This is a genomic window from Mesorhizobium sp. M0771, assembly GCF_040320155.1.
Lineage (GTDB): Bacteria > Pseudomonadota > Alphaproteobacteria > Rhizobiales > Rhizobiaceae > Mesorhizobium.
This window is the reverse complement of record NZ_JAMYPC010000016.1, coordinates 82,038-104,890: the sequence shown is the minus strand read 5'-3', so window position 1 is coordinate 104,890 and position 22,853 is coordinate 82,038. Positions and strand designations below refer to the sequence as shown.

Below are 22,853 nucleotides of genomic sequence, written 5' to 3'. Positions count from 1 at the left end.
CTTTCAAGGATAGCAGTTGGGCTTTACGCCCCGTTGTTCGCCAGCAGCGACAGCGTGCGCACATTGTCGTGACCTTCGAAGTCGAGCAGGCGGGTCGGGTACTGGCCGGTGAAACAGGCGTCGCAGAATTGCGGCTGCTCATTGTCGCGGCTGGCTTCGCCGACGGCGCGGTAGAGCCCGTCAATGGTGAGGAAGCCGAGCGAATCGACACGGATGAACTCGGCCATTTCCTCGATCGACATGCGCGATGCCAAAAGCTTCGACTTCTCCGGCGTGTCGACGCCGTAGAAGCACGACGCGCTGGTCGGCGGCGAGGCGATGCGCATATGCACTTCCTTGGCGCCGGCGTCGCGCACCATCTGCACGATTTTCTGGCTGGTGGTGCCGCGCACGATCGAATCGTCGACCAACACCACGCGCTTGCCCTCGATCATCCGGCGGTTGGCGTTGTGCTTGAGCTTGACGCCCATATGGCGGATCGAATCGCCGGGCTGGATGAAGGTTCGGCCGACATAGTGGTTGCGGATGATACCGAGTTCGAAGGGGATGCCTGCCGCCTGGGAGAAGCCGATTGCCGCCGGCGTGCCGGAATCCGGCACCGGCACGACGATATCGGCCTCGACCGGGCTTTCCTGCGCCAATTCGGCGCCGATACGCTTGCGCACTTCGTAGACATTGCGGCCTTCGACCGAGGAGTCCGGGCGGGCGAAATAGACATATTCGAAGATGCAGAAGCGGGTCTTCTGCGGCTCGAAGGGGAACAGGCTCTCGATGCCCTTCGAGGTCACCACGACCATTTCGCCGGGCTTCAGGTCGCGCACGAAGCGGGCGCCGATAATGTCGAGCGCGCAGGTTTCGGAGGCCAGGATCCAGGCGCCGTCCAGGTCGCCGAGCACCAGCGGGCGGATGCCGAGCGGATCGCGGCAGCCGATCATCTTCTTGGAGGTCATCGCGACCAGCGAGAAAGCGCCTTCGACCTGACGCACGGCGTCGATGAAGCGCGAATTCAAATCGCGTTCCTTACTGGTGGCAACGAGATGCAGCAGCGTCTCGGTGTCGGAGGTCGACGAGAAGATCGCGCCCTGCTTCTGCAGCGCGCGCTGCACGGTCATGGCGTTGGTGAGATTGCCGTTATGGGCGACGGCAAAGCCGCCATCGGCGAGTTCGGCGAAGAAGGGCTGGATGTTGCGCATGCCGGCGCCGCCGGTCGTGGCATAGCGCGTGTGGCCGATGGCACGGTTGCCTTGCAGGCTGTCGATGACGTGCTGCTTGGTGAAGGTGTCGCCGATCAGGCCGACATGGCGTTCGACATGGAACTGCGTGCCGTCATAGGAGACGATGCCGGCCGCTTCCTGGCCGCGATGCTGCAGCGCATGCAGGCCTAGCGTTACGATGGCCGCAGCGTCCTGCCGGCCGAAAATGCCGAACACCCCGCATTCGTCGTGGAAATGATCGTCTGCTTCGGCGGAAAGCACGTCGTCCGCGTCTGCCTTCGAAACTGCCATGGGGCTCAAGCTCCGCTAAAATGGCCATATAGTGCGATAGCGCCGCGAAAGCAACGTAGTCAGGCCGGAACTGCCGGGATGGCGCCTGTCCGGCACCATCCGTCCGTATCAGTTTGCCGGCGCGGCCGGAGCCGGAGCAGCGGGCGCGGGTGCGTTATCGGCCGGAGCGTCGGTCTCGTCGTCGGGCGCCGGCGTATCGTCACCGGTTGCCGGAGCATCCGCCGCCGGTGCATCGGCCGCCGGAGGCGTCTCGGCTGCCGGCTGATTCGGATTGAGCTTCTTCAGGATGGCGTTTTCCGGATCTTCGGGCAGCAGGCTTTCCAGCTTGGCGCCGATGGTCTCGAGCAGCGGCTTCGACTTGGCGTTGGCGATCCAGGCAGGGGCCTTGGCGCCGGCCAGCCAGTTGAAGAACAGCAGCGCCACGGCGACGACGAGGACGCCGCGCGCGGCGCCATAGAGGAAGCCCAGCGTACGGTCGAGCGCGCCGATCCTGGAATCGATGATCCAGTCGGCAAGCTTCATGGTGATGACGGAAACGACGATCAGCGCGATGAGGAAGACGATGCCGGCGGATGCCGCCATGGCGATCTTGTCGCTTTCGACATAGGGCTGAACGTAAGGCAGCACCGGCTTGTAGAAGAAGAATGCCGCCGCGGCGGCAGCCGCCCAGGACACGACGGACAGGATTTCGCGTGACAGGCCGCGAACCATGGCGAGCATCGCCGAGACCAGGGTGAAGCCGACGAGAATTCCGTCCAGCAGCGTAATCGGCATGTCATTCGCCCCACTCAGATTGTCTTTTCACGGCTCGGGCGAGCCGCGTCAATCTTCCACGTCGACACGGCTGCGCCGTGAGCCGGCTATGCGTGCGACGAGATCGGCAAGTTCGGTCGGCTGGAAAGCGCCGGCCCCGATCCCCCCGACAACCTCCTCGCTGCCCAAGGGCAGAACCGCACTTCCAAAACCCAGCTTTTCGGCCTCTTTAAGGCGCTGCTGCGCATGCGCAACCGGCCTCACTGCGCCCGACAGGCTGATTTCGCCGAAATAGACGCAATCGGCGGGAAGGGCAAGACCGGTGAGCGACGAAACCAGTGCAGCGGCAACCGCCAGATCGGCCGCCGGCTCGGAAATCCGGTAGCCGCCGGCGACGTTGAGGTAGACATCGTGGGTGCCGAAGCGCACGCCGCAATGGGCTTCGAGCACGGCAAGGATCATCGACAGCCGTGCGCCGTCCCAGCCGACGACGGCACGGCGCGGCGTGCCCAATGTGGACGGCGCCACCAGTGCCTGGATCTCGACCAGCACCGGACGTGTCCCTTCCATGCCGGCAAATACCGCGGCACCCGGCGATTTTGCGTGGCGTTCGCCGAGGAACAGCTCCGACGGATTGGCGACCTCGCGCAAGCCCTTGTCCGACATCTCGAAGACGCCGATCTCGTCGGTCGGCCCAAAACGGTTCTTCACCGTGCGCAGGATGCGGTAGTGATGGCCGCCTTCGCCTTCGAAATAGAGAACGGCGTCGACCATGTGCTCGACGACGCGCGGACCGGCGATCTGGCCTTCCTTGGTGACATGGCCGACCAGCACGATGGCAGCACCGGTGGATTTGGCGTAGCGGATCATCGCTTGCGCCGAGGCGCGCACCTGGGTGACGGTGCCGGGCGCCGAGTCGGCCATGTCGGTCCACAGCGTCTGGATGGAATCGAGGATGACGAGGTCCGGCCTTCTGCCATCGGCTATTGTTGCCAGGATATCCTCGACATTGGTCTCGGCGGCAAGTTCGACCGGCGTGTCGGCGACGCCAAGCCGCTGCGCCCGCAGCCGGATCTGCGCGACAGCCTCTTCCCCCGAGACATAGACGATGCGGTGGCCTTTTGACGCCAATGCTGCTGCGGCCTGGGTAAGCAGCGTCGACTTGCCGATGCCGGGATCGCCGCCGACCAGCAGCGCCGAGCCGCGCACGAAACCGCCGCCGGTGGCGCGGTCGAGTTCGCCAATGCCGGAGATGATCCGCGGCGCATCCTCGATGTCACCGGACAGGCTGGTCAGCACCACGGCGCGGCCCTTGCGCGCATTTCGCGTGTTGGCCGGTCCCGAGCCGATGCCGCCGGACGTGCCTTCCTCGACGAGTGTGTTCCACTCGCCGCAGGCATCGCATTTACCGGCCCAGCGCTGATGCACCGACCCGCAATTCTGGCAGATGAACTGGACGCGCGATTTAGCCATGGAGTGATGCTGCCTGCAAATGACCGAAGGAGGGTGATCCTGCACACCCCTCTCTGTCCTGCCGGACATCTCCCCCGCAAGGGGGGAGATTGGCTATCGTCGCTGCTTTCGCCAATCGCCAACGTCGCAAGATGAGCGCCATCCGCAAAGCTGCTGATCTCCCCCCTTGCGGGGGAGATGGCCGGCAGGCCAGAGGGGGGTGTGACGGAGCGCTGCGGTAGGCCAAAAAGCTACTCGAACCTCTCCGCAATATGATGCTCTTCGGCGAGGTCGGAAAACCGTGTGAACTCGCCATGGAAGGCGAGGCTCACCGAACCTGTCGGGCCGTGGCGCTGCTTGGCGACGATGACTTCGGCCTTGCCGCGCATCTCGTTCATCTCGTGTTCCCACTTGATGTATTCGTCGGTGCCGGGCTTCGGTTCGCGGTTCTTCAGATAATATTCCTCGCGGTAGACGAACATCACCACGTCGGCGTCCTGCTCGATCGAGCCGGATTCGCGAAGATCGGACAGCTGGGGGCGTTTGTCTTCGCGGCTTTCGACCTGACGCGACAGCTGCGACAGCGCGATGATCGGAACGGAGAGTTCCTTGGCCAGCGCCTTGAGGCCGGTGGTGATCTCGGTGATTTCCTGCACCCGGTTCTGCGACGATTTCGCGCTCGACCCCTGCATCAGCTGGATATAGTCGATGACGATGAGGTCGAGGCCGCGCTGACGCTTCAGCCGCCGCGCCCGCGCCGACAGCTGCGCGATCGAGATACCGCCGGTCTGGTCGATGAACAGCGGGATCTTCTGCATGGTCTGCGAGCAGGCGACCAGCTTTTCGAAATCCATCTCTGAAATCTCGCCGCGGCGGATTTTTGACGACGAAATTTCCGTCTGTTCGGAAATGATGCGGGTGGCGAGCTGCTCGGACGACATTTCCAGTGAGAAGAAGCCGACGACGCCGCCATTGGCTGCCTTGAACGAGCCGTCGGCCTGTTGCGCCGGCTCATACATCTCGGCGATGTTGAAGGCGATGTTGGTGGCTAGCGATGTCTTGCCCATGCCCGGACGGCCGGCAATGATGATCAGATCCGACGCCTGCAGGCCACCCATGCGGCGGTCGAGATCGCGCATGCCGGTGGCGAGGCCCGACAAATGGCCGTCGCGCATATAGGCGGCGTTGGCCATGTCGACGGCGGTCTTGACCGCGTCGGTGAAGCTCTCGAAGCCGCCGTCGTAGCGGCCGGTTTCGGCCAGTTCGAACAGCCGCCGCTCGGCATCCTCGATCTGTTCGGACGGCGCCATGTCGACCGGCGCGTCATAGGCGATGTTGACCATGTCCTCGCCGACGGTGATCAGTGCCCGGCGCGTGGCCAGATCGTAGATGGCGCGGCCATAGTCTGTGGCGTTGACGACGGTGACGGCTTCGACCGCCAGACGAACCACATATTGCGCCACCGTCATGTCGCCGACCTTCTCGTCGGCCGGCAGGAAGGTTTTCAGCGTGATCGGCGTCGCCACCTTGCCCATGCGGATGAGCTCGGCTGCGACCTCGAAGATTTTCCGGTGCAGCGGCTCGTAGAAATGGCCGGCCTTGAGGAAGTCGGAGACGCGGTAGAAGGCATCGTTGTTGACGAGGATGGCGCCGAGCAGCGCCTGCTCGGCCTCGATGTTGTTCGGCGCTTCACGATAAAGCGGTTGCTGCTCCGCCACGCCGAATTTTCGCGCTGCCTCTGCCATGATGTCCCCGATTTTGATCCCGGCTTCTCGATATCAGAACGAGATAAATCGGTGCTGACCTTTCTGCATCACCGCACGACCAATCAAACCTCGATGCCCCGTTGTTCACAGGGGCGGCAAACCGTCCACAGAAGAGTGTTTCCGCGCCCCGATTCCGGTTGACTCAGAAAGGCGCTGACTTCTATCCGAGTCGTTGGAACAGAGCAAGAACAATCTCGGTGATTACCCGCTTCTTCCGTCCAATGTATCGCCCCAGTCCAGCCGCCGCGCTGCCTTGAACAACTCGCCCTCGCGCTTGGTGAAAAGTGTCTCGCCGGCGCCGCCATCCGGCTGGCACAGTTTGAGCAGCACCTTGCCGGAGCCCGATTTCGGCGGCGCAATCACGCGCGGCTGACGTACAGGCGCGGCTTGCCGCGACGCCGCGACGTAGATGAATTTCTCGTCCTCCCACGGCACGTCGGCGTCTTTGGCCAGGCGGTGCCGGCGCGAGCGGGCGACGCGGCGCGAAAAATGGCACCAATCGGGCGGCTCAAGCGGGCAGGGCGCCTCATGCGGACAAGGCGCCAGCACGTGCGCCCCGGCCTCCAGCAATTGCCTGCGCACTGCCAGGATGCGCTGCCAGCCTGCCGGTGTGCCGGGCTCGACGATCAGCAGTGTGTCGCCGGTCAAATGCCAGAGCCGGCCGACAAGCTTCGGCAGCGATGCTGGCGCGATCTCGTCCAGCACATAGGCGCAGGTGACGAGGTCGGCAGGCTTGAGATCGGCAAGGTCGATGGTCACGTCGCCGGCGCGCCAGTCCATCCTGGTGGCGATGGTATCAAGGGCGAGCGACTGGCCAACCTTGCGCACCGCGGCGCTTGCTTCAACCAGAACCGCCTCTTCGAGGTCGGGCCACAGGTCTGTAGTGGCCCAAAGCACCGTGCCAGGACCGGCGCCGACATCGAGCAAGCTCGTTGGCTGGAAATCGGGCCGCGCATAGGCGAGTTCGTCGAGACCGGCCCGTACCGCCGCGTAGGTCGCCGGCAGCCGCGTCGCCAGATAGGCTTTTACCGCCATCTCTTCGGCCATGTGCAGGCGGCCGTCGCGCAATTCGGCGCGGTAGCGGTCAGACAGCGTCTTCGCCGCCTGGCGCAGCACCGCCAGCGGTATCGTTTCGAGCAGGCGCTCGACGCCTTGTCGCAGCGAGGCGGGGAGTTCCACGCTCAGGCTCCGCGTGGCGCGAGCACCGGGGCGCCGGCGATCTCGACAAGGGTGGTGGCGATGGTGGGCAGGCAGGTCATTAAAAAAGGTCTCGCGAGAACGAGACCTTTTTCAGTGTCAGAGCCGTCAATGGCAAGCGGCAATCGCAATCGAGGCGTTATTCGCGATCCGCCACCTTGCGACGGCGCGCTGGCTTGGCCGCAACGGACCTGACAGCAACGGACCTGGCAGGCACAGACCTGGCGACAGCAGGCTCGGCGCCCGCCGTCTCCTGGCGATGCCCCATTTCGCGCATTTCCAGCGCCTTTTCACATTTGGCCATGTAGTCGCGCGTCATCGGCAGCGTGTCGTTCTTCTTGGCGATCTGGATCTGGAAGATCACCAGATCCTGCCAGCGGAAGGCGGCTTCCGAAGCCGCCAGATAGAACTCCCACATCCTGCAGAAGCGCTCGTCGTAGATGGCCTTGGCCTTGTCGCGGTTGGCGGCAAAGCGCTGGCCCCAATGCTTCAGCGTATCGGCATAGTGCAGCCGCAGAATCTCGATGTCGGTGACTACAAGGCCCGACTTCTCGATCGCCGGCATCACCTCCGACAGCGAAGGAATGTAGCCGCCCGGAAAAATGTACTTGCGGATGAAGGCGCTGGTCGCCCACGGCACGCCGGAGCGGCCGATCGTGTGCAAGAGCATGACGCCGTCGGGCTTCAACAACGTCGCCGACTTGTCGAAGAAAGTGCGGAAGTGGTTGACGCCGACATGCTCGAACATGCCGACCGAGACGATGCGGTCGAAGCGTTCGTTGAGTTCGCGGTAGTCCTTGAGGTCGAAATGCACGCGGTCCTGCAAGCCTTGCGCATGCGCCCGGTCGGTGGCGACGCCGTGCTGCTCGGTCGACAGCGTCACGCCTTGCACGTCGACATCGAAAGCCTTGGCGAGATAGAGGCCGAGCCCACCCCAGCCGGAGCCGATATCGAGCACGGTCTGGCCGGCCTTCAGCCTGAGCTTGGCGGCGATATGGCGTTTCTTGGCCATCTGCGCCTCGTCGAGCGTCATGTCCGGCTGTTCGAAATAGGCGCAGGAATACTGCATGTCCTCGTCGAGGAAGAGCCGGTAGAGGTCACCCGACAAATCATAGTGGCGCTGCACGTTGCGGCGCGCCCGCGATGCGGTGTTGATCTGCTGCAGGCGGCGAAAGGCGTGGCGAAGGCCCTCGATAGCCTTCGACCAAGTGGCGTCGATACCGCCGCTGCCCATGTTCTGGAAGGCGATGCGCATCATACCCAGTACGCCGCCCTCGATGATGTCGAGTTCGCCGTCCATATAGGCTTCCGGCACGGCCAGCATCGGATCGAAGGTAATGGCGCGCTCGGCATGCGCGGTCTTGATGTGCATATGCACCGGCTCGCCGCTGCCGTCGCCGAAAACCACTGTCGAGCCCTTCGGGCCGGTGACTTTCAGATTGCCCGTACGCACCAGGCGGTCGAGAACGCGTTTCAACAGAATATTCATCACCAAATGTCCCCTCACGGTCAGACTGGCGGACCAATTCTGCAACAATATATAGGGGTTCGAAAAGTTCCATTTGGCACAAAAATGCCCGGGCGAGAGGCCCGGGCATTGGTCCAGAAAGGCTGGATGACGAGGAAGTGATTGGAGCGCTGCTCCCCTCGCTTCCCGATCAGGCCCCGTGCGGGATCAGGCGTTGTCTTCTTCGCCGCCTTCGAACTCGGTGTTCGGGTCGAAGAAGTTCTCCGGCCGTGCGTTGTCGTTGATGTCATCGCCATAGATGGCTTCGGCGGTGGTCAGCGTCTCGCCCTTGGCCTGGCGCTCGGCTTCGTCGGCCGTGCGGGCGATGTTGAGGCTGATGGTGACCTCGACTTCCGGATGCAGCGCAATCGCCACATTGGTGACGCCGATAGTCTTGATCGGCTGGTTGAGCTGGATCTGGTTGCGGTTGACTGAGAACCCTTCGGCGGTCAGCAGGTCGGCGATGTCGCGGGTCGACACCGAACCGTAGAGCTGGCCTGTCTCGCCGGCCGAACGTACGGCGATGAAGCTCTTGCCGTCGAGCTTTTCGGCAACCTGGCTGGCTTCCGACTTGCGCTCGAGGTTGCGGGCTTCGAGCTGCGCGCGCTGTCCTTCGAACTTCTTCTTATTGGCTTCGTTGGCGCGCAGCGCCTTGCCCTGCGGCAAGAGGAAGTTGCGGGCAAAGCCGTCCTTGACCTTGACGGTATCGCCCATCTGGCCGAGGCGGGAAACGCGTTCGAGAAGAATCACTTGCATGGTCTTGTTCCTTCGTCTGGGCACCGACCGCGGGATCGGCGCCGAATTGAATGGAACAGGTCAGGAAGCTCTGAGCGCCTTGGCGCCGGTGTCGCTGTCCTGCCTGTCGCGGCAGTTAGAGGCTTTTCACCTCAACTCGGGATTTCAATGCACGTCGCCAAGAGTGGTCCCGGTTTTGGGACAACGACGTGCATCATCAAATTACCCCTGCGGCGCCCGTCGCCGTGGGAGAAGGAAGCAGGCGGCGAACCGCCCGCTCGAAAGTCTTAGCGAACCACGTAGGGCAGCAGGCCGAGGAAGCGGGCGCGCTTGATCGCCTTGGCGAGTTCGCGCTGCTTCTTCTGGCTGACGGCGGTGATGCGCGACGGCACGATCTTGCCGCGCTCGGAAATGTAGCGCTGCAGAAGACGCACGTCCTTGTAGTCGATCTTGGGCGCGTTGGCGCCGGAGAAAGGGCAGGTCTTGCGGCGGCGATGGAACGGGCGCCGGGTCGGGATCTGATTGATGTCGACCATTATTCTGCACCTCCTTCAACGCCTTCGCGCGGACGGCGCGGACCACGATCGCCACCGGCGTCGCCAAAAGAGCGCGGCGGACGATCGCCACGGTCGCCGCGGTCACGGTCGCCGAACGAGCGCGGACCACGATCGCCACGGTCGCGGTCGCCGAAGCCGCCGCGTTCCGAGCGCTCTTCGCGCTTCTGCATCATGGCCGACGGGCCTTCCTCATGCGCCTCGACCTTGACGGTCAGGAAACGCAGCACGTCCTCGGACAGGCCCATCTGGCGCTCCATCTCGTTGAGCGCTGCCGGCGGGCAGTTGAGGTCCATAAGCGTGTAGTAAGCCTTCCGGTTCTTGTTGACCCGGTAGGTGAGGGACTTCAGTCCCCAGTTCTCGACCCGGCCGACGGACCCGCCATTTGCGGAGATGACGCCCTTGTACTGTTCGACAAGCGCATCGACCTGCTGCTGCGAGAGGTCCTGCCGGGCAAGGAACACATGTTCGTATAGAGCCATAGTGGTTCAGTGCCTTTCTTCGTTTCTCTCCCGGATCCTCGCGGCAAAGCCTCTGCAACTTCTCTGACCCGCTGGTCCCGAGGGGGCGGGGAAGAAAGGAGCATTTCGAGACGGTCGAGAGCGGAGACACGGGAGGCGGAAGCGCTTCTGGCTTCACACGAAGGTTTTGGGTAAAACCTCCGGCCCTCCGTTCAGCCCCCAGCAAGGACCGGCAGATTGCGGGCGTCTATATAGCAAATTGGCTGGAAGGCAAGGGTAACGCATGCTCCGGACAGCGTCCTGGCGTCGCAGACCAGGCATCAACTCGTATGCGGGGTACCACCGTTGATCGTTTCGGGGAAGAAGTCCGGAGCCGCCTTACGCTTGCCGAACATCATGTCGTATTGCAGCAGGCGGAAGTCGTTGATCGCCGGATCAACGTCCTTCTGCCGCGCCCAGTCCGGCGTGGCCTCACCTGACGGTGTCAAAAGCAGATTGCGGTCGACGACGCGATAGCGTTCGCGCAGCGCGCCCAGGAAGCCGGTGTAGTAGGGGTGCGTGATCCCGGCCGTTGTCAGGATGTGGTAGGGCAGGAAGGCCGGGCTCACCGCGCCCATATCCTGCGCCGGACCGGTGCGGTTAGACCAGATGACCAGCGGCGTCTGATGATGCTCCAGTGCCGCCTCCGGCGTCGGTTCCTTGCGCGGCGCGACATTGTCCTTCAGGTAACCGGTTTCGACATAGACGGGGCCGAGCGGCGGCAGATGGTCGCCGAAGAAGGCGATGACCGTCGGCCGCTCGCGCTTCTTCGCCCATTCGATCAATCGTTCGAGGCCACGGTCGGCATCGGCGGAGCCTTCGGCGTAGCTGAGCAGCGATTCCCGCGCCCATGTGCTGATCGGTGCCGCGACCTTGTGGGTCGGATTGTAATAGCGGTACGGCTCGTAGGGACCGTGGTTCTGCAGGCTGACGGCGAAGAAGAACACCGGCCGCTCGCTGGCGTCGGCCTCTGCGATGATCTCGTCGGTCATCGACGCATCGGAAGCCAGCGGCCCGCGCTTTTCCAGTGGCGGCAGCGTCTCTTCCGAGCGGAATTCGTTGAAACCGAAATCGGCATAGACGGCGCCCCTGTTCCAGAACCAGTTGGTGCCCGGATGGATGGCGCGCGCCCGGTAGCCCTCGCTTTTCAGGAAGGTCGCCAGCGACGGCGTCGGCGTGCGCACATATTGCTGGTAGGGGATCGAGCCCGCCGGCAGGAAGGCATTGGAAAAGCCGGTCAGCGCCTCGAATTCGATGTTGGCGGTCATGCCGCCGAATTCCGGCGAGAACATATAGCCGGAACGCAGCGCCCGCACATTGGGGATCGGGTCAGGCGTGATTGTGACGCCGGGCAGCTTGGTCGGATCCCAGAAAGATTCGCTCATCACCACGATGATGTCGGGTTTCTCATCCGGTACCGAGGCCGCCACATCAGGCCTGTCGATCGCGTCGATCGCCTTGTCGGAATAGCCCGCCGGCGCCGAGACATGCGCCATCGGCACGTTGAGCGCGAAGGCCAGCGCAAACCCGTTGGAGGCGTAGTTCTCCTTCTGGTCCCACATGATCGGGATGATCTGCAGCCGGTCGCGGGTCCACGAGAAGGTGGCGTAGTCCATAATCGAGACGAAGAAGGCGAGCAGCGGCACTGCCAGCGTCAGCCGCGCCAGCCGCCCTTTGCGGCTGAGGATCGGAACCTTGCGGCGCCACAACCGCCAGCCATAGATCAGCAGCGACAGGCCGGCGACGATGCCGACCGCCATGGCGAGCGCCGTCCAGGGCCGTTCGCGCACCAGGAGCGGCATCAGTGCCATGATCTGGCGCGAATAAAGAAAATCGGTTGGGTAGAGTGGATCGCCGAGATAATGCGACTTCTGGTGCCCGACAAAGGCCAGCGCCAGCGTCAGCGGCGCCACGATCATCAGGCTCTGGTGACTGCGGCCAAGCACGGCGTCCAGTCCCATCAGCACCAATGCAAAGACAATGATGGTGGTCCAGCCCGGCTTGAATGGCTGCAGGAAGAAGTCGACTGTGCCGAAGAAGTCGCCGCGCACGATCCATTCGATGGCGAACACCAGGATGGCGGAGGCAAGCAGCGTGACCAGACCGTAACGGATGACCGGCCATCTGCGCCCCGGCAGGTAGCCGGTGGACGGATCGTCTTCCAAGAACTGTGGCGCGGGTACGGCCGCGCCCTTCCTGATCCTAGCCACGTCTCTTCCCCCGGCCCAAGCAACGCGCATTTCCACTCGCGCCACCGTTCTGTCATAGAACTGTCATGCAAAAGCTAGCGCCTGTGGCGAAAATAAGAAGAGCCAGCAAACGATTCGTGAGCGGTTTTCATCAGGTGTGATCGGCAAAAAGCCTTTGGGAACAGGGACTCGAGGTCAGCTCCGGTTCAAGCGAGAGCGGAAATGCCGCCTCCGGGCTTGACTTGACGGTCCGCCTTGCGTCACAGGCAGGAAAAATCAGCCGCTGGAGAGCGCCCAAATGGCCGTCGCATTCACCTTTCCGGGACAGGGCAGCCAGGCTGTCGGCATGGGCAAGGACCTCGCCGACGCCTTCCCCGAGGCACGCAGGGTGTTCGAGGAAGTCGATGATGCGTTGGGCGAAAAGCTGTCGAAACTGATCTGGGAAGGCCCGGAAGAGGCGCTGACCCTGACTGCCAATGCCCAGCCGGCGCTGATGGCGGTCTCGCTGGCGGGAATCCGCTCGCTGGAAGCGCGCGGCTTTTCGCTGAAGGACAAGGTTGCCTACGTTGCCGGTCATTCGCTCGGCGAATATTCCGCCCTTGCCGCGGCCGGTTTCGTTTCGGTCGCCGATGCTGCCCGGCTGCTGCGCATCCGCGGCAACGCCATGCAGGCGGCGGTGCCGGCCGGCGAGGGCGCCATGGCGGCGATCATCGGACTGGAACAGCCCTACGTCGAAGCCGCTTGCACCGAGGCCGCAACGGGATCCGGCAAGGTCTGCCAGATCGCCAACGACAATGGCGGCGGCCAGCTGGTGATCTCCGGCGCCAAGGCAGCGGTGGAACTCGCCGCGAAACTGTGCACCGAAAAGGGCGCGAAGCGGGCGCTGATGCTGCAGGTCTCGGCCCCCTTCCATTCGGCGCTGATGGCGCCGGCGGCCGATGTCATGCGCGAGGCGCTGGCCGGGGTGACCAAGAATGCACCGGTGGTGCCCGTCGTCTCCAACGTCACTGTAGTCCCGACCAGCGACCCCGACGAGATCGCGCGCCGCCTGGTCGAGCAGATCACCGGCCGCGTGCGCTGGCGCGAAACGGTGGAGTGGTTCGGCGCCAATGGCGTCGCCACGCTGTTTGAGATCGGCGCCGGCAAGGTGCTTTCCGGCCTGGCGCGGCGGATCAGCCGCGACATCGCCGCATCGGCCGTCGGCACGCCGGCCGATGTCGAGGCGGCGCTGGCCGCGCTTGCATAATCCACTGGCGATTCAACCCCTCCCGTGGGAAGGGTGTTCTCTTAAGATCAGGAGACGAAAATGTTCGAACTGACCGGCCGCAAGGCGCTCGTCACCGGCGCATCGGGCGGCATTGGCGAGGCGATTGCCCGGGTGCTGCATGCGCAAGGCGCCATTGTCGGCTTGCACGGCACCCGCGTCGAGAAACTGGAGACCCTGGCCGGCGAACTCGGCGACCGGGTAAAGCTGTTCCCGGCCAATCTTGCCGACCGTGACGAGGTCAAGGCGCTTGGCCAGAAGGCCGAAGCCGAACTCGAAGGCGTCGACATACTGGTCAACAATGCCGGCATCACCAAGGACGGCCTGTTCGTGCGCATGGCGGACGCGGATTGGGACAGCGTGCTGGAGGTGAACCTCACCGCCGTGTTCCGGCTGACCCGCGAGCTGACCCATCCGATGATGCGCCGCCGCCATGGCCGCATCATCAACATCACCTCGGTGGTCGGCGTCACCGGCAATCCTGGCCAGACCAATTATTGCGCCTCCAAGGCCGGCATGATCGGCTTTTCCAAGTCGCTGGCGCAGGAGATCGCCACCCGCAACATCACCGTCAACTGCGTCGCCCCGGGCTTTATCGAATCGGCCATGACCGACAAGCTCAACGACAAGCAGAAAGACGCGATAATGGCCGCGATCCCGACGCGCCGCATGGGCACGAGTGTTGAAGTGGCGTCGGCCGTCGCCTATCTCGCCTCCAACGAGGCAGCCTACGTCACCGGCCAGACCATCCATGTCAACGGTGGCATGGCCATGATCTGACAGGATATTGCCGGGTGATAAGAAGACATGGCCGGCTTGTGAAAAGAGACCATTTCGCCTTGGACCTCGGCCATTTTTCGTGTAATGCGGCCCGCAACCCGGCGGTTCGGGCAAAAACCGGTCCGGCATCGTTGCGTTTCCGGCAGGACCATCTTTCAGCTTGATTAGCGGCATTCTGCCCGTTAACGAAGACAGACAAACAAAAGACGAGGATGCCCCAAATGAGTGACACCGCAGAGCGCGTCAAGAAGATCGTCATCGAACATCTTGGCGTCGATGCCGACAAGGTGACGGAGCAGGCGAGCTTCATCGATGATCTGGGCGCGGACAGCCTCGACACGGTCGAACTCGTCATGGCCTTCGAAGAAGAGTTCGGCGTCGAGATTCCGGACGATGCGGCCGAGACCATCCTGACCGTCGGCGATGCCGTGAAGTACATCGACAAGGCTTCGGCCTGACACTATCCGCAGTCATCACCGGGGAGGACCTGCGATGAGGCGTGTCGTCGTCACGGGCCTTGGCCTGGTTTCGCCGTTCGGCATGGGCTTCGAGCACAGCTGGAAGGAACTTCTGACCGGCCGCAGCGCCGCCAAGCGCGTCACCGAGTTCGAAGTGGAAGATCTTGCCTGCAAGATCGCCCACGTCATTCCTCGCGGTGACGGCACCAACGGCACGCTCAATCCCGAAGCCGTGCTCGAGCCCAAGGAACTGCGCAAGATCGGCGACTTCATCCTTTACGGGATTGCGGCCGCCGACGAAGCGCTGAAGGATTCCGGCTGGGAGCCCAGCACCGAAGCCGAGCGCTGCGCCACCGGCGTCATGATCGGCTCCGGCATCGGCGGCCTCGAGGGCATCGCCGAGAACGCTATCATCCTGAAAGAGCGCGGACCGCGCCGTATCAGTCCATTCTTCATTCCCGGCAACATTATCAACCTGGTATCTGGCCAGGTATCGATCCGGCATGGGCTGAAAGGCCCCAACCACGCCGTCGTCACCGCCTGCTCGACCGGCGCGCACGCCATTGGCGATGCCGCCCGGCTGATCATCTTCGGCGATGCCGACGTGATGCTGGCCGGCGGCGCGGAATCGCCGGTGACCAGACTATCGCTTGCCGGCTTCGCTGCTTGCCGGGCACTGTCCACCGACCGCAACGACACGCCTGAGAAGGCCTCGCGTCCCTATGACCGCGACCGTGACGGCTTCGTCATGGGCGAGGGCGCCGGGGTCGTCGTGCTGGAAGAACTCGAACACGCCAAGGCGCGCGGCGCCAAGATCTATGCCGAGGTCACCGGCTACGGCCTGACCGGCGATGCCTATCACATCACTGCACCGGCCGAAGACGGCGACGGCGCCTTCCGCTGCATGACGGCGGCGCTGAACCGGGCCAAGCTGACGCCCGCCGACGTCGACTACATCAACGCGCACGGCACCTCGACCATGGCCGACACGATCGAACTCGGCGCCGTCGAGCGGCTGGTCGGCAACGCCGCCTCGAAAATCTCGATGTCGTCGACCAAGTCGTCGATCGGCCATCTCCTGGGTGCGGCGGGTGCCGCCGAGGCGATCTTTTCGATCCTCGCTATCAGAGACAACATCGCGCCAGCCACCATCAATCTTGACAACCCGGAACGCGAAACCGCGATCGATCTTGTTCCGAACACGCCACGGCATCGCCAGGTCGACGTGGCGCTGTCCAACTCCTTCGGCTTCGGCGGCACCAACGCTTCGCTGGTATTCCAGCGTTATACAGGCTGATTGCGGTATCGACCGGCGCGCCAGCGGTCTGTCGTCAATTTTGCCATATTCAAGCCTACTCTGCCGCTGGGGATTCGTCGCATCGGCCTGAAACCGAAGGCGCTTTTTTAAAAGCACGATGCGTAGGCTTGAAATGTTAGGGCACGCTGTGAGTCCAATCGGGCGCATGGTCGCTCTAAGAGATCAGATGGTAGGGCGCTAATGAACACCAATCCGGGCGGCAGCGGACAATTCGGACAAAACCAGCAGACCGGCCCGATCGTGCCGAAGACCGCGGCCGAAGCTTTGCGCCCGGAAGCCGGCACACCACCACCAAAGCGCTCGCGCGCCTCGCGCAGCCAAGTCGTCGTGTTCATGAACTTCGTCATCTCCGCGGTGATGTTGATGATCCTCGCCGCCGGCGTTTCGCTCTATTTCGGCAAGCAGGCATTCAACGAACCGGGCCCGTCGGTGGCCGGCGACACCTTCCTGGTCAAGCCGAGCACCGGCGTCCAGGATATTGCCGACCAGCTCGAACGGCGTGGGCTGATCAGCGATGCCCGCATCTTCCGCATCGCCGTGCGGGTCTATGGCAATGATTCAGCGCTGAAGGCAGGCGAATACGAGATAAAGCCGCGCGCCTCCATGCGCGACATCATGGAGCTTCTGAAGAGCGGCAAGTCGGTGATGTATTCGCTGACCATTCCCGAGGGCCTGACGGTCGAGCAGGCGCTGCAGCGCATCGCCGAGCAGGATGCGCTGACCGGCGACATGCCGGCCGCCAAGCCGGCTGAGGGCAGCCTCGCCACCGACACGCTGCGCTTTACCCGCGGCGCCACGCGCCAACAGATGGTCGACAAGCTGCTCGCCGACCAGAAGAAGCTGGTCGACGAGGTCTGGCAGCGGCGCGCGCCCGACCTGCCTCTGGCCAATGTCGACGACTTCGTCACCTTGGCCTCGATCGTCGAAAAGGAAACTGGCCGGGGCGACGAGCGCTCGCGCGTTGCCGCCGTCTTCCTCAACCGTCTGGCCAAGGGCATGCGGCTGCAATCCGATCCGACCATCATTTACGGCCTGTTCGGCGGCAAGGGCAAACCCGCCGACCGGCCGATTTATCAATCTGACATCCAGAAACAGACGCCTTACAACACCTATCTGATCAACGGCCTGCCGCCGACGCCGATCGCCAATCCCGGCCGCGCCGCGCTCGAAGCCGTCGCCAACCCGTCGAAGACCGATGATCTCTATTTCGTCGCCGACGGCACCGGCGGCCACGTCTTTGCCACCACGCTTGCCGAGCACAATGAGAACGTTGCCCGCTACCGGGCACTGCAGAAGAAGCAGGCTGAAGACGCCGCCAAGGGCGCCAAGACTCCGGGCCAGACCGATGCGCCGGCGGATGGCGACGACAACGGTGACGCAAGTGGCGATGCCGCCGGTGACAGCGGTGATGCCGGCGGCGATACGGGTGCCGCCCAGTAGCAGCTCGGCGCTTTCAGACGGATCGATCTTAAGCAACGCGGACAGAGGCGGACGCGCTGCTGCTTTGAACGAACAGCGCGGTTCGAAGCGTTTTCGGTCTTGCTCGGGTGCCTCTGCTTCTCGATTTCAGCCCTGCGAGATCGAAACGACAGCGGAAATCAACATCTTGCCGGTATTGCGATTCTGACATTCGCGCCGCCCGTGATATCGAACGCATGCGCAATTTGTAGAATCGGACCATCACGGAGATACGAGCCGCATCATGAATTTGCAGAGCATGACCGGATTTGCACGCACTGTTGCCGAACATGACGGCGCCTCGATCGCCTGGGAGGTCAAGTCGGTCAACGGCAAGAGCGTCGAGGTCAGGTTGCGGTTGCCGCAAGGTTTCGAGCGGCTCGAACCGACTGTGCGGCAGACGCTGCAGAAGCGCTTTTCGCGTGGCAATTTCCAGGCGACGCTGACCGTCGGCCGCGCCGCCGGCCAGCAGGCGCAGCCGGTGGTCAACGAAGCCTTCCTCAGGGATCTGGCGGGCTTGGCCAAGCGGCTGCAGGACCAGTTCGGTGTTGGTCCGGCAACTGCCGACGGTCTGCTTTCCCTGCGCGGCGTGCTCGATATCCCTGAAACCAGCGAAACCGAGGAGGTGCGGGCAGCACTCGACGCGTCAATCCTGTCGGCGCTGGAAAGGGCGCTTACAGGTCTCGAGCTGGCACGCCAGAACGAGGGCGAAGCGCTGCGTTCGCTGCTTTCCGGCCATATCGACGCCATTGAGGCGCTGACGCTTCAAGCCGAGGCCGACCCGTCGCGCGAACCGGCGGCGATCCGCGAGCGGATCGCCGAACAGGTGCGGCTGCTGATGGATGCGTCGGCCAATCTCGATGCCGGCCGGCTGCACATGGAAGCGGCGTTCCTGGCCACCAAGGCCGATATCCGTGAAGAGATCGATCGGCTGAAGACGCATGTGGCGTCGGGCAGAGCGCTGCTGGCAAATGGCGGCGCCATCGGCCGCAAGCTCGATTTTCTGGCGCAGGAATTCAACCGCGAATCGAATACGCTGTGTTCCAAGTCGAACGCCGCCACTGTCACCGCCATCGGGCTGGAACTGAAGGCGGTGGTCGACCAGTTTCGCGAACAGGTCCAGAATCTGGAGTAAACCCGAATGGGTGGCAAGGAGCCGATGGTTGCCAGGGATCTCGGATCCCGCATTCGCCGCCGCGGGCTGATGCTGGTCCTGTCGTCGCCGTCGGGCGCCGGCAAGTCGACGATCGCGCGCAACCTGCTGGAAAGCGACGGCAGCCTGGAATTATCGGTCTCGGTCACTACCAGGCCACGCCGCGGCTCGGAGATCGAGGGCGTCCACTATCACTTCCGCACCACGCGCGAGTTCGAGCGGCTGCGCGATTCCGACGCATTGCTCGAATGGGCCGAGGTGCACGGCAATTGCTACGCGACGCCGCGCGAGCCGGCCGAACTGGCGCTGGCGCAGGGCCGTGACATGCTCTTCGACATCGACTGGCAAGGCGCCCAGCAGCTCAAGGAGAAGATGCGCGCCGACATCGTCTCGATCTTCATCCTGCCGCCGTCGATGAAGGAATTGAAGTCGCGCCTCAAGCGCCGCGCCGAGGACCAGGAGCACGTGATCGAGACCAGGCTGAAGAACGCCCGCAACGAGATCGAGCACTGGAAGGAATATGACTTTGTCATCGTCAACGACGATCTCGACCGCGCCTTCGCCGAAGTGCGTGGCATCGTGACGGCGGAAAGGCTGCGGCGCGACCGCCGGCCCGGGCTGTTCGATTTCGTCTCGGGGTTGCTGGACGAGAAGACGGAATAGCTCGTCCACCGCTGGCAATCTAAATTAGCCGCATCAGCTGCCTGGCAGATCGTCCGGCCAACGCTGCGCTCCGTGAAGCACGCGCAGGATTCGAATCGTGCTGTTGGTCAGCTGATAGGCCGCGACATATGGCGTGCCGACGATGACGATCTCTCGTGTCCCTGCAAGCCTGCCGATCCGGCCGCTTTGGGGAAGGTCCCGAAGACGGTTGATTGCGGCGACGATCCGCTCATCGGTGGCGATCGCGGCCGCAGGATTGTCGGCCTCGATATGCGCGAAGATGCCGTCGCGATCTGAAAGCGCGAATGGCGACCAGACGATCTTCAAGATTTAGGTTCACCCGAACGCCGCGCCGCGGCGCGTCTCTCGGCAAAATGCGCCTCGACTTGATCATCAGGAATGTCTTGTCGGGTGTCGTCGAGCGCTTCGCGAACCTTGGCGCGAAACCATAAATCATACGCCTCGTTGTTTGTGACGAGATCGATGGGCAGCGCACCCTCGTTGGCGGTTCGGGTGAGCAATATCCGCACCGCATCCGAGACCGTCAGCCCCATGCTTTCGAGCACCGCCGAAGCTCGATCCCGGATGTCGGCGTCGATACGCGTCTGGACCAGTGCATTTGCTGGCATGGCAATCTCCTTCGACGTCAATGTAATGCGTTTGAATGACGATTGCTAGGCGGCGCTAGCGCCGCCGGTCAAACCGCGTTTGTCAGCCGCACGAATTCCTCGACGCTGAGCGTCTCCGCACGCCGGGTCGGATCGATGCCGGCGCGCGTCAGCAGTGCCTCGCCACCCAGGCTCTTCACGCTCTGCCGCAGCATTTTCCGGCGCTGGCCGAAAGCGGCTTCGGTGACGCGACCGAGTTTTTTCACGTCGGTTGACAAAGGGCTGGCGCGCGGCACCAGATGCACCACCGAGGACGTTACCTTGGGTGGCGGCGTGAACGCTTGCGGCGGCACGTCGAAGGCGATCCTCGCCTCGGTCCGCCAGCCCGCCAGCACGCCGAGCCGGCCATAAGCATCGCTGCCGGCACCGGCGACAATGCGCTCGGCCACCTCGCGCTGGAACATCAGCGTCATCGATTGATAGAAGGGTGGCCAGTCCGCCACCGTCAGCCAACGGATCAACAGCTCGGTGCCGATATTGTAGGGCAGGTTGGCGGCAATCCTCACCGGGCCGTCTTGTGACGCGGTCTTGGCAAGAGCGGCAAAATCCGTCTTCAGCGCATCGCCGCTGATCACCTCGAGCCGGCCCGGATAGTGGTTGGAGACCTCGGCCAAGGCCGCCAGGCAGCGTTCGTCGCGCTCGATGGCGACGACGCGGCCGGCACCGGCAGAGAGCAGCGCCCTGGTCAGCCCGCCGGGGCCGGGGCCGACCTCGATCACCGTGCTGTCGCTGAGGTCGCCGGCGACCCGCGCGATCTTGCCGGTCAAATTGAGGTCGAGCAGGAAATTCTGGCCAAGCGCCTTCTTTGCCTGCAGTCCATGGCGCTCGATCACCTCGCGCAGCGGCGGCAGCCCGTCAATGCTCATGAATTTTGGGCTCATGAATTTTGGGCTCATGATTTGGGCTCATGATTTTGGGCTCATGCAGCTGCGGGCTTTGCGCCGGTATCGGCCAGCCGGCGGGCCAGCTTCAGCGCCGCGATCAGGCTGTCGGGACGTGCGATGCCCTTGCCGGCGATGTCGAAGGCTGTGCCGTGATCGGGCGAGGTGCGGATGAACGGCAGGCCAAGCGTGACGTTGACGGCCTCGTCGAAGGCCAGCGCCTTGGCCGGGATCAACGCCTGGTCATGATACATGCAGACCGCCACGTCGTAGCCGGCGCGAGCGCGCGCATGAAACATCGTATCGGCCGGCAGCGGTCCGAAGGCATCGATGCCTTGCGCCCGCAACATGTCGACCGCAGGACGAATGATGCGCTCGTCCTCTGTCCCCATGGCGCCGCTTTCGCCGGCATGCGGATTGAGGCCGGCAAGCGCGAGCCTCGGCCTGGCGATGCCGAAACGGCGTGCAAGATCGCCGGCGGTGATGCGCGCGATGGCAACGATCAGCTCCGTCGTCAGCGTCTTCGGCACCTCGGCCAGCGCGATGTGGATGGTGACCGGAACGGTGCGCAATTCGGGGCCGGCGAGCAGCATCACCGGCGTCACCGTGCCGCCGGTGTGGAGCGAGGCCAGATGCGCCAGATATTCGGTGTGACCGGGAAAGCCGAAGCCGGCATCGTAAAGCGGCTTCTTCGCGATCGGACAGGTGACGACCGCGGCCGCGTGACCGGCAAGGCAGTCGGCGACGGCGCGATCGATGGCCTCGATGATGCCGGCGGCATTGGCCGGGTCGGGCCGGCCGGGATCGTCGGTGAAGTGGGCCGCCAGCGGCACCACGGGCAAGGCGTGTTGAAAGACACCAGCTGCTTGGGCCGGCACCGTCTCGGCGATTGCCACCGCCGCGCCGAGCCGGCGCGCCCGCGCGGCAATCAGCGCCGGATCGGCGAGAAGATAGAAGGGCGCGGCACCGGAACCGCGGGCGCTCTGCCACGCGGCAATGGCGATTTCCGGACCGACGCCGGATGGATCGCCGACGCTCAGCGCCAGCGGAAGCTCTGTCTCACGCACGGCTGGGCCGGTTCAGCGCGTAACGATCTTGGCTTTGGCCTTCAGCTCTTCGACATATTTGGCCGAGAGCTCGTCGGCGTTCTTGTCGCCGCTGCCTTCGCTCTGGAACACCATCTGGGCCACCTTGTCGTCGGAAACTTCGCGCGATGAGCAGATGCCGATGAATTCGATGCCGCGATCGGTCTCGCGCACGGCCGTGGCGCCGCCCAGCTTGGTGGCCTTGATCTGCTCGGCCCAGTCCGGCGGCAGTTGCGGCGCCAGCAATCGGGGGAGGTCGCGAACGGTGACGTCGATCAGGCCCTTGGCGAATTCACGCGTGGTGTTGCAGCCATTGAAGCGGGCGCGCATGGCTTCGGCCTCGCGCTTGCGTTTGGCGAGTGTGGCACTGCGCTCGGCCTTCGGCACCACGAAGATCACCTGCTGCAGCATGTACTCGGTGGCGCTTGGCTTGGCGCCGCCTTTTTCGAGCATGCGCTTGACCAGATCCTGTTCGCTCACCTCCCCGCCGCCGCCGCTGTAGCGTGCGCTCAGCGCCTGGTTCCACGCCATCTGGGAGCGGATGAATTCCTTGAAATGCTCCTTGGTCACGCCGGACTGCGCCATGACACCGTCGAGCTGCTTGAGCTGCATCTTGTTGCTCGAGGCAAAGCGCTGATAGGCAGCCTCTACCTGGGCGTCGGAGATGCGGATGCCGAGACGCCTGGCCTCCGCCATACGCAGCGTCTGGTCGATCATTTCCTGACCCGCGTCACCCTTCTTGCGCTGCAGTTTCAGGAAGGCAGCCCGGTGCGCGATGTCGCCGGTGGTGATCGGCATGTTGTTGACGACATACTTGATTTCACTGGCGAAGGCCGGCGGTACCATCGTGGTGACAGAGACCGAGGTCGCCGCTAACAGGAGCGCGAATCCTGCCGAAAACAGGTATTTCCTCATCGAAAGCATCCCAATTCTAGCCCGGTTTTGGCCGATTCCACCCCGATATTGG

The 22,853-nt window shown here is 63.7% G+C and carries 22 protein-coding genes; 7 read left to right on the top strand and 15 right to left on the bottom strand.

What is annotated here, in order from left to right:
* Positions 1 to 23: 23 nt before the first annotated feature.
* The 10 genes from purF to NKI05_RS22740 form a co-directional block, all read right to left on the bottom strand.
* Positions 24 to 1,505, bottom strand: a complete 1,482-nt coding sequence (gene purF, locus NKI05_RS22785; protein WP_023672714.1) for an amidophosphoribosyltransferase — start codon at positions 1,503 to 1,505, stop codon at positions 24 to 26.
* 108 nt (positions 1,506 to 1,613) lie between these two features.
* Positions 1,614 to 2,279, bottom strand: coding sequence for a CvpA family protein (locus tag NKI05_RS22780; RefSeq protein WP_023672715.1), 666 nt, complete (start codon positions 2,277 to 2,279; stop codon positions 1,614 to 1,616).
* Positions 2,280 to 2,327: 48 nt separating this feature from the next.
* Positions 2,328 to 3,731, bottom strand: coding sequence for a DNA repair protein RadA (gene radA / locus NKI05_RS22775; RefSeq protein ID WP_023672716.1), 1,404 nt, complete (start codon positions 3,729 to 3,731; stop codon positions 2,328 to 2,330).
* Between the two features lie 230 nt (positions 3,732 to 3,961).
* On the bottom strand, positions 3,962 to 5,455 hold the full coding sequence (locus NKI05_RS22770; protein WP_023672717.1) for a replicative DNA helicase: 1,494 nt from the start codon (positions 5,453 to 5,455) through the stop codon (positions 3,962 to 3,964).
* Positions 5,456 to 5,677: 222 nt separating this feature from the next.
* Entirely contained in the window at positions 5,678 to 6,655 is a 978-nt protein-coding gene (locus NKI05_RS22765) for a small ribosomal subunit Rsm22 family protein (RefSeq protein WP_023814946.1), read from the bottom strand.
* A gap of 157 nt (positions 6,656 to 6,812) precedes the next feature.
* On the bottom strand, positions 6,813 to 8,162 hold the full coding sequence (locus tag NKI05_RS22760) for a cyclopropane fatty acid synthase (protein ID WP_023814945.1): 1,350 nt from the start codon (positions 8,160 to 8,162) through the stop codon (positions 6,813 to 6,815).
* A 186-nt stretch (positions 8,163 to 8,348) separates the two neighbouring features.
* Positions 8,349 to 8,936, bottom strand: coding sequence for a 50S ribosomal protein L9 (rplI, locus tag NKI05_RS22755; protein WP_023672721.1), 588 nt, complete (start codon positions 8,934 to 8,936; stop codon positions 8,349 to 8,351).
* 266 nt (positions 8,937 to 9,202) lie between these two features.
* Positions 9,203 to 9,451, bottom strand: a complete 249-nt coding sequence (gene rpsR / locus NKI05_RS22750; RefSeq protein ID WP_006203718.1) for a 30S ribosomal protein S18 — start codon at positions 9,449 to 9,451, stop codon at positions 9,203 to 9,205.
* Positions 9,451 to 9,951 carry a 30S ribosomal protein S6 gene (gene rpsF / locus NKI05_RS22745; RefSeq protein WP_023672722.1) on the bottom strand — a complete coding sequence of 167 codons (501 nt, stop codon included), beginning with the start codon at positions 9,949 to 9,951 and terminating at the stop codon, positions 9,451 to 9,453. The genes rpsR and rpsF overlap by 1 nt, the downstream gene beginning before the upstream one ends.
* A gap of 299 nt (positions 9,952 to 10,250) precedes the next feature.
* Entirely contained in the window at positions 10,251 to 12,209 is a 1,959-nt protein-coding gene (locus NKI05_RS22740; RefSeq protein ID WP_031205217.1) for an LTA synthase family protein, read from the bottom strand.
* A 247-nt stretch (positions 12,210 to 12,456) separates the two neighbouring features.
* Here NKI05_RS22740 and fabD point away from each other — a divergent pair, with 247 nt between their 5' ends.
* The 7 genes from fabD to gmk all read left to right on the top strand — a co-directional run bounded on the left by fabD (position 12,457) and on the right by gmk (position 19,252).
* A complete protein-coding gene (fabD, locus tag NKI05_RS22735; RefSeq protein WP_352793205.1) occupies positions 12,457 to 13,404 on the top strand; it encodes an ACP S-malonyltransferase in 948 nt (315 codons plus the stop codon).
* 60 nt (positions 13,405 to 13,464) lie between these two features.
* Positions 13,465 to 14,202, top strand: a complete 738-nt coding sequence (gene fabG, locus NKI05_RS22730; protein ID WP_023705359.1) for a 3-oxoacyl-[acyl-carrier-protein] reductase — start codon at positions 13,465 to 13,467, stop codon at positions 14,200 to 14,202.
* A gap of 221 nt (positions 14,203 to 14,423) precedes the next feature.
* Positions 14,424 to 14,660, top strand: a complete 237-nt coding sequence (locus tag NKI05_RS22725) for an acyl carrier protein (RefSeq protein ID WP_006203723.1) — start codon at positions 14,424 to 14,426, stop codon at positions 14,658 to 14,660.
* A 34-nt stretch (positions 14,661 to 14,694) separates the two neighbouring features.
* A complete protein-coding gene (fabF, locus tag NKI05_RS22720; protein WP_023685687.1) occupies positions 14,695 to 15,957 on the top strand; it encodes a beta-ketoacyl-ACP synthase II in 1,263 nt (420 codons plus the stop codon).
* Between the two features lie 201 nt (positions 15,958 to 16,158).
* The gene (gene mltG, locus NKI05_RS22715) at positions 16,159 to 17,418 is read left to right on the top strand and encodes an endolytic transglycosylase MltG (RefSeq protein WP_023672727.1); all 1,260 of its coding nucleotides are present in this window, start codon (positions 16,159 to 16,161) and stop codon (positions 17,416 to 17,418) included.
* 262 nt (positions 17,419 to 17,680) lie between these two features.
* Positions 17,681 to 18,571 carry a YicC/YloC family endoribonuclease gene (locus NKI05_RS22710; protein ID WP_023814940.1) on the top strand — a complete coding sequence of 297 codons (891 nt, stop codon included), beginning with the start codon at positions 17,681 to 17,683 and terminating at the stop codon, positions 18,569 to 18,571.
* 6 nt (positions 18,572 to 18,577) lie between these two features.
* Complete coding sequence (gmk, locus tag NKI05_RS22705) at positions 18,578 to 19,252, top strand: guanylate kinase (RefSeq protein WP_023672729.1); 675 nt, start codon at positions 18,578 to 18,580, stop codon at positions 19,250 to 19,252.
* Between the two features lie 33 nt (positions 19,253 to 19,285).
* Here the strand turns inward: gmk and NKI05_RS22700 are convergent, their stop codons facing one another.
* The 5 genes from NKI05_RS22700 to NKI05_RS22680 form a co-directional block, all read right to left on the bottom strand.
* Positions 19,286 to 19,579 (bottom strand): type II toxin-antitoxin system RelE/ParE family toxin, encoded by a 294-nt coding sequence (locus NKI05_RS22700; protein ID WP_023672730.1) that lies wholly within the window; start codon positions 19,577 to 19,579, stop codon positions 19,286 to 19,288.
* Positions 19,576 to 19,881: a type II toxin-antitoxin system RelB/DinJ family antitoxin gene (locus NKI05_RS22695; protein ID WP_023672731.1), complete on the bottom strand. Its 306-nt coding sequence runs from the start codon at positions 19,879 to 19,881 to the stop codon at positions 19,576 to 19,578. Before NKI05_RS22695 ends, NKI05_RS22700 begins: the two co-directional genes overlap by 4 nt.
* A 68-nt stretch (positions 19,882 to 19,949) precedes the next feature.
* Positions 19,950 to 20,786 carry a 16S rRNA (adenine(1518)-N(6)/adenine(1519)-N(6))-dimethyltransferase RsmA gene (gene rsmA, locus NKI05_RS22690; protein ID WP_023814939.1) on the bottom strand — a complete coding sequence of 279 codons (837 nt, stop codon included), beginning with the start codon at positions 20,784 to 20,786 and terminating at the stop codon, positions 19,950 to 19,952.
* Between the two features lie 53 nt (positions 20,787 to 20,839).
* On the bottom strand, positions 20,840 to 21,868 hold the full coding sequence (pdxA, locus tag NKI05_RS22685) for a 4-hydroxythreonine-4-phosphate dehydrogenase PdxA (protein ID WP_031195193.1): 1,029 nt from the start codon (positions 21,866 to 21,868) through the stop codon (positions 20,840 to 20,842).
* Between the two features lie 12 nt (positions 21,869 to 21,880).
* The gene (locus NKI05_RS22680; protein ID WP_352793203.1) at positions 21,881 to 22,810 is read right to left on the bottom strand and encodes a SurA N-terminal domain-containing protein; all 930 of its coding nucleotides are present in this window, start codon (positions 22,808 to 22,810) and stop codon (positions 21,881 to 21,883) included.
* Positions 22,811 to 22,853 lie beyond the last annotated feature (43 nt).

What these genes read in the sequence shown, in the direction of transcription:
- rplI (WP_023672721.1), bottom strand. Translation starts at nt 8,936, where the DNA reads ATGCAAGTGATTCTTCTCGAACGCGTTTCCCGCCTCGGCCAGATGGGC.
- fabF (WP_023685687.1), top strand. Translation starts at nt 14,695, where the DNA reads ATGAGGCGTGTCGTCGTCACGGGCCTTGGCCTGGTTTCGCCGTTCGGC.
- NKI05_RS22680 (WP_352793203.1), bottom strand. Translation starts at nt 22,810, where the DNA reads ATGCTTTCGATGAGGAAATACCTGTTTTCGGCAGGATTCGCGCTCCTG.
- NKI05_RS22780 (WP_023672715.1), bottom strand. Translation starts at nt 2,279, where the DNA reads ATGCCGATTACGCTGCTGGACGGAATTCTCGTCGGCTTCACCCTGGTC.
- NKI05_RS22710 (WP_023814940.1), top strand. Translation starts at nt 17,681, where the DNA reads ATGAATTTGCAGAGCATGACCGGATTTGCACGCACTGTTGCCGAACAT.
- NKI05_RS22770 (WP_023672717.1), bottom strand. Translation starts at nt 5,455, where the DNA reads ATGGCAGAGGCAGCGCGAAAATTCGGCGTGGCGGAGCAGCAACCGCTT.
- fabD (WP_352793205.1), top strand. Translation starts at nt 12,457, where the DNA reads ATGGCCGTCGCATTCACCTTTCCGGGACAGGGCAGCCAGGCTGTCGGC.
- gmk (WP_023672729.1), top strand. Translation starts at nt 18,578, where the DNA reads ATGGGTGGCAAGGAGCCGATGGTTGCCAGGGATCTCGGATCCCGCATT.
- radA (WP_023672716.1), bottom strand. Translation starts at nt 3,731, where the DNA reads ATGGCTAAATCGCGCGTCCAGTTCATCTGCCAGAATTGCGGGTCGGTG.
- NKI05_RS22740 (WP_031205217.1), bottom strand. Translation starts at nt 12,209, where the DNA reads ATGCGCGTTGCTTGGGCCGGGGGAAGAGACGTGGCTAGGATCAGGAAG.
- mltG (WP_023672727.1), top strand. Translation starts at nt 16,159, where the DNA reads ATGAACACCAATCCGGGCGGCAGCGGACAATTCGGACAAAACCAGCAG.
- rpsF (WP_023672722.1), bottom strand. Translation starts at nt 9,951, where the DNA reads ATGGCTCTATACGAACATGTGTTCCTTGCCCGGCAGGACCTCTCGCAG.
- fabG (WP_023705359.1), top strand. Translation starts at nt 13,465, where the DNA reads ATGTTCGAACTGACCGGCCGCAAGGCGCTCGTCACCGGCGCATCGGGC.
- NKI05_RS22760 (WP_023814945.1), bottom strand. Translation starts at nt 8,162, where the DNA reads ATGAATATTCTGTTGAAACGCGTTCTCGACCGCCTGGTGCGTACGGGC.
- NKI05_RS22695 (WP_023672731.1), bottom strand. Translation starts at nt 19,881, where the DNA reads ATGCCAGCAAATGCACTGGTCCAGACGCGTATCGACGCCGACATCCGG.
- NKI05_RS22725 (WP_006203723.1), top strand. Translation starts at nt 14,424, where the DNA reads ATGAGTGACACCGCAGAGCGCGTCAAGAAGATCGTCATCGAACATCTT.
- rpsR (WP_006203718.1), bottom strand. Translation starts at nt 9,451, where the DNA reads ATGGTCGACATCAATCAGATCCCGACCCGGCGCCCGTTCCATCGCCGC.
- rsmA (WP_023814939.1), bottom strand. Translation starts at nt 20,786, where the DNA reads ATGAGCATTGACGGGCTGCCGCCGCTGCGCGAGGTGATCGAGCGCCAT.
- purF (WP_023672714.1), bottom strand. Translation starts at nt 1,505, where the DNA reads ATGGCAGTTTCGAAGGCAGACGCGGACGACGTGCTTTCCGCCGAAGCA.